Here is a 3694-nt window from a genome sequence, read left to right on the forward strand (position 1 = left end):
GCCTAAGGATATAACCAATCACCAGGCAGCTGAGAGGCACTGAGGGAGACCGGTCGAGCGAGGCGACTGACGCCCGGTTCTCTGCTTCAGTATCGTGCCCTGCAAACCCGAGGCCCAGCCATCAGCCGCGGCCATGGATCCCAGGCTCGAGGCCTGGGATGACGGAGGTTGGGGCGTGCGTTTTCGCCAAGCTCCCCGCCGATCGAGCCGACAGCCGGCGTGGAGCAATAGCGCACTTTAGCGATGCCTGATGAACCCTTTCCGTTGCCGTTCTATGGGAGTATTTTGCTCTCACTCAACTGAGCGGTGGAGAGTGCAGTGTTTGTGGACGGCCGTCGCACGTTTCTGCTCTTCTTGGCCGTCGCATCCTCTCAGATGGCGTTCGCGCCACGATCACGTGCGGCCGACGACACCGTTACCATCGACGGCGGGATGCTGAAGGGTGAGAGGTCGGGCACGGTCTTCAGCTTCAAAGGCATACCCTATGCGGCGCCACCGGTTGGTGATCTGCGATGGCGCAATCCCAGACCGATGAAGCCATGGAGCGGGACCAGGGATGCCCGCGCTTTCGGTCCGTCCTGCATGCAGACCGACGACCTGCCGAAGTCGGAGGATTGTCTGACCCTCAATGTCTGGACACCCGTCAAGCGTCTCCGCACGCCGCTGCCGGTGATGGTCTGGATTTACGGCGGCGCTCTTGCCCATGGAAACACCGCTCAGTATCCCGGTGGCCATCTCGCCGCCCGGAAGGTTGTGTTCGTCAGCATGAATTACCGCATGGGCCGACTGGGTTATTTTGCCCATCCGGCGCTGATGAAGGAATCCCCTGACGAGCCCGTCGGCAACTATGGTTACATGGATCAGCTGGCCGCCCTGAAATGGGTCCAGCAAAATATCGAAGTCTTCGGCGGCGATCCGAAGAAAGTGACGATCTTCGGAGAGTCGGCCGGTGGCGGCTCGGTGATGGCGCACATGATATCGCCACTGTCACGCGGGCTGTTCCGGGGCGCCATTCTACAGTCGCCGAGTCTGCCGACCGCGCGGGCGCAGAGCACGCCTTTGTCACCTTTGAAGGAAGCGGAGAAAATCGCGTTGGACTATGCGGCTTCTCTGGGAATCAATGGCAGCGATGCCGAGGCTCTCGCCGCCCTTCGGGCGCTGCCTGCGGAAAAGCTCACCGAAGGCGCATCGGCACAAGAGGTGCTTGTGGGAATGTCGACAGGCAAGCCTGTCATCGGCATCTCAGGCGCGATCATTGACGGACGGTTTTTGCTCGAAACGCCGGAAGCGGCTTTTGCGGCGGGCCGTCAGGCGCCGGTTCCGGTCATCGTCGGGGCAAATGATCGTGATCTCGGCATCGGTGAGGCCGCGACGAAAGACGATCTCTTCGCGCTCTTCGGGAAGCATGCCGCCGAAGCCCGGACGCTCTACGATCCGACCGGCCAACAGACCCTCGATGAGCTGAAGCAGCAGGTTCTGGCCGACAAGACGCTTGTCGAACCATCCCGCCACCTCGCTGACGAGATGATCCGCGCTGGTCAGCCGACGTGGTGGTATCGTTTCTCCTATGTCGCCGAGGCTCTCCGCAACGAACCGACATGGAAAGGCACTCTGCACGGCTTCGAAATTCCGTATACGCTGGGCATTCCAAACGCACTGGTGAAAGACAAGGTGACGCCTGCCGACTGGGCCATGGCCACATTGGCGAGTGCTTACTGGGTCGAATTTGCAGCGAGTGGTGACCCCAATGGCGGCTCACGGCCAAAATGGCCTCACCACGACCCATTCGTCGAGAGGGTCATCGACTTCGGCAATGACGGCGCAACGGTCGGAGCCGATCCGCTGCAGCCGAGGCTCGACCTCTGGCAAAGCCATTGGGAGGAGACGAAATGACGGGGCGGTACCTGTCGTCTGGTCTGTTGCCTTACCCATTGCGGGAACTGCCGAATAACACAAGCCCGCCTCGTCATTGCCGTCTTCCTGGGAAGACCTTTCCGGATGTCGCGATTGACGGAAGCCCGATCTCCGTTGAATTGCGCTTGGCAGCTTCGGGTCGACAGGCGGCAGCCGGGTCTGTCGGATTGCGCCAGAAGCAGACGTCCTATTCCCGCTGGGCTGTCTCGCATAGGCTGAGAAACTCGCCTAGTCGCTGAGCTAAAGTTGTGCGATATTCAAAGCGGGATCGAACTCTGTCTACCGCAGCTCTATGCGAGACAATCTGCCGATGCCGGCAAACACAGCCGTCCTTGACGCCGATCCCACCTGCACTAGCAGGCACTGATCGCCCCTTCGGCGCATAATACATAGCCACGAACAACTTTCAGCCTACCGCATTGCACGCACCGTAGCACCGTTCAAACCGGTGCCGTAACGGGCGCGCAAAAATCAGGAGGAGGAGTAATTATGAGCTATACAAAAAACCTCTGTTTCGGACTACTGGCTTCGGCATTTGCTGTCACGTTAAGTGCACCGGCAATCGCTCAGAACCAAACGCCGAAACCAAACATCGTCGTCATCATGGGCGACGACGTTGGCATCTGGAATATCGGCGCCTACAATCGCGGTATGATGGCGGGCCGCACGCCAAATCTCGACAAGCTTGCGGCCGATGGCATGCTCTTCACCGACTACTACGCCGAGGCGAGTTGCACGGCAGGCCGTGCGAACTTCATCACCGGCGAGCTGCCGGTCCGCACCGGCATGACCACGGTGGGCCAGGCGGGTTCTCCGATCGGTCTGCCGGCTGCTGCCCCCACGCTCGCGACCGTGCTCAAGTCCATGGGCTACGCCACTGGGCAATTCGGCAAGAACCATCTCGGTGACCTGAACGAGTTCCTGCCGACCGTTCACGGTTTCGATGAGTTCTTCGGTTATCTCTACCACCTCGATGCGATGGAAGACCCCGCGCACCCTGGTTATCCGCAGGACCAACTGAACGTCGTCGGGCCACGCAACATGGTCCATTCCTGGGCGACAGAGGTGGATGATCCGACAGAAATGCCGCGCTGGGGCAAGGTGGGCAAACAACGGATCGAGGATGCCGGCACGCTCTATCCTGAGCGCATGAAGACCGTTGACGACGAAATCCAGTCCCTCTCTTTCAAGTTCATCGAAAAGGCCAAGGCGGAGGGAAAGCCGTTCTTCCTGTGGCTCAACCCGACCCGCATGCACATCGTAACGCATCTCTCCGACAAGTATGAAAATATGCGCAACTCGGAGAATGGATGGACCATTCACGAGGCTGGCATGGCCCAACTTGATGACATCGTGGGCGCCACGATGCAAAAGCTCAAGGATATGGGCGTAGACGACAACACCATCGTCATGTTCACCACCGACAACGGAACCGAGAACTTTACCTGGCCTGATGGCGGGCAGACGCCGTTCTATGGCGGGAAGGGCACGACCTTTGAGGGCGGCTTTCGCGCACCGGCAATGATCCGCTGGCCTGGACATGTCCCGGCCGGCTCAATCGGCAACGGCTTGATTTCGGGCCTCGACTGGTTCCCGACTTTCACCGCGGCCGCAGGCAATGCCAATATTGCCGTGGAACTTAAGGCCGGAAAGGAAATGAACGGGCAGAAGTACAAAGTGTATCTCGACGGTTATGACCAAACGAGCATGATCACCGGGTCCGGTCCGTCGAACCGCCACGAAATCTGGTATTTCGCCGAAAGTGCTCTCGGTGCTGCCC

Annotated in this window: 2 protein-coding genes; both read left to right on the top strand. The window is 59.7% G+C overall.

The window, feature by feature from the left end:
* Positions 1-318 precede the first annotated feature (318 nt).
* Positions 319-1893, top strand: coding sequence for a carboxylesterase/lipase family protein (locus AC1D1Z_RS35120; protein ID WP_477853392.1), 1575 nt, complete (start codon positions 319-321; stop codon positions 1891-1893).
* 510 nt (positions 1894-2403) lie between these two features.
* A partial coding sequence (locus tag AC1D1Z_RS35125) for a sulfatase-like hydrolase/transferase (RefSeq protein WP_477853394.1) occupies positions 2404-3694 on the top strand: 1291 nt, incomplete at its 3' end.

This window comes from Rhizobium sp. P1_E1, assembly GCF_056406015.1.